The 245-nt window shown below is 41.6% G+C and carries 1 pseudogene; it reads right to left on the bottom strand.

The window, feature by feature from the left end:
• Positions 1-245 (bottom strand): annotated as a pseudogene (locus SCA31_RS25045) (secretion protein); the annotation flags it as partial.

Genomic DNA, 245 nt, shown 5'->3' on the forward strand with positions numbered 1-245 from the left:
TGGTTGTCCATCCTGAAGACCAATGATCTGCAGCATCTGCTGCGGTATAATCATCAAAATCGTAAGCTGTAGTGTTTACAATTCCGTCAACAGGGTAATAAGGATAAGTAACGTTTCCGTTTTTGTAAAGAGCGTTTGTGTTTGCACCATTTAGATCAAAACCAAGTCCGCCGATTGCCGAACCGAACTGAGTTCCCTGATACAACAAAGTATAGAATCTGTGATCTGCTTTTGCAATCGCTTTC

This window comes from Chryseobacterium sp. SIMBA_028 (assembly GCF_046535285.1).
GTDB lineage: Bacteria > Bacteroidota > Bacteroidia > Flavobacteriales > Weeksellaceae > Chryseobacterium.